Raw genomic sequence first — 389 nt, forward strand, 5'->3', positions numbered from 1 at the left:
TTTCGCTAGTTGAGAGAGTTCCTCACAAGATTTTCAGAGATAACAGTGCAAAGGAACTCCTAAGGGTGTATTCCCAGCTGCAGGAGTTCTTTACAAGCAGGGAAGAACTGGTATTCTCCGAAAGCGTTCTTCCCCTCTCTCCTGACAAAATAATTCTTGTGATGAAACCAGTTTTCAGCAATCAGATAGTTCCAATAGTGGTCGCAGATGCTGTATTGGCAAGAGCCACATCCACATCGGTACTTTCTGGAACTGGAGAACCAATTCAGAGAGTTCAGCTTGAGTTTATACTTCCATGGGTGAATAGGAGGGTAGTCACTAACCTTCAGCTCGATGAATTTGAGTTGTTAAAATCTATATGGGACAAAACTTCAACAAGAAAAATAGAG

At 41.9% G+C, this 389-nt stretch carries 1 protein-coding gene; it reads left to right on the forward strand.

Going from position 1 to position 389, the window contains the following annotated elements:
* Window positions 1-389: hypothetical protein (locus tag E3E33_RS10785; protein WP_167731706.1), on the forward strand; the 389-nt coding region annotated here is incomplete at both ends.

It is taken from the genome of Thermococcus sp. GR5, from assembly GCF_012027535.1.
GTDB classification, from domain to species: domain Archaea; phylum Methanobacteriota_B; class Thermococci; order Thermococcales; family Thermococcaceae; genus Thermococcus; species Thermococcus onnurineus.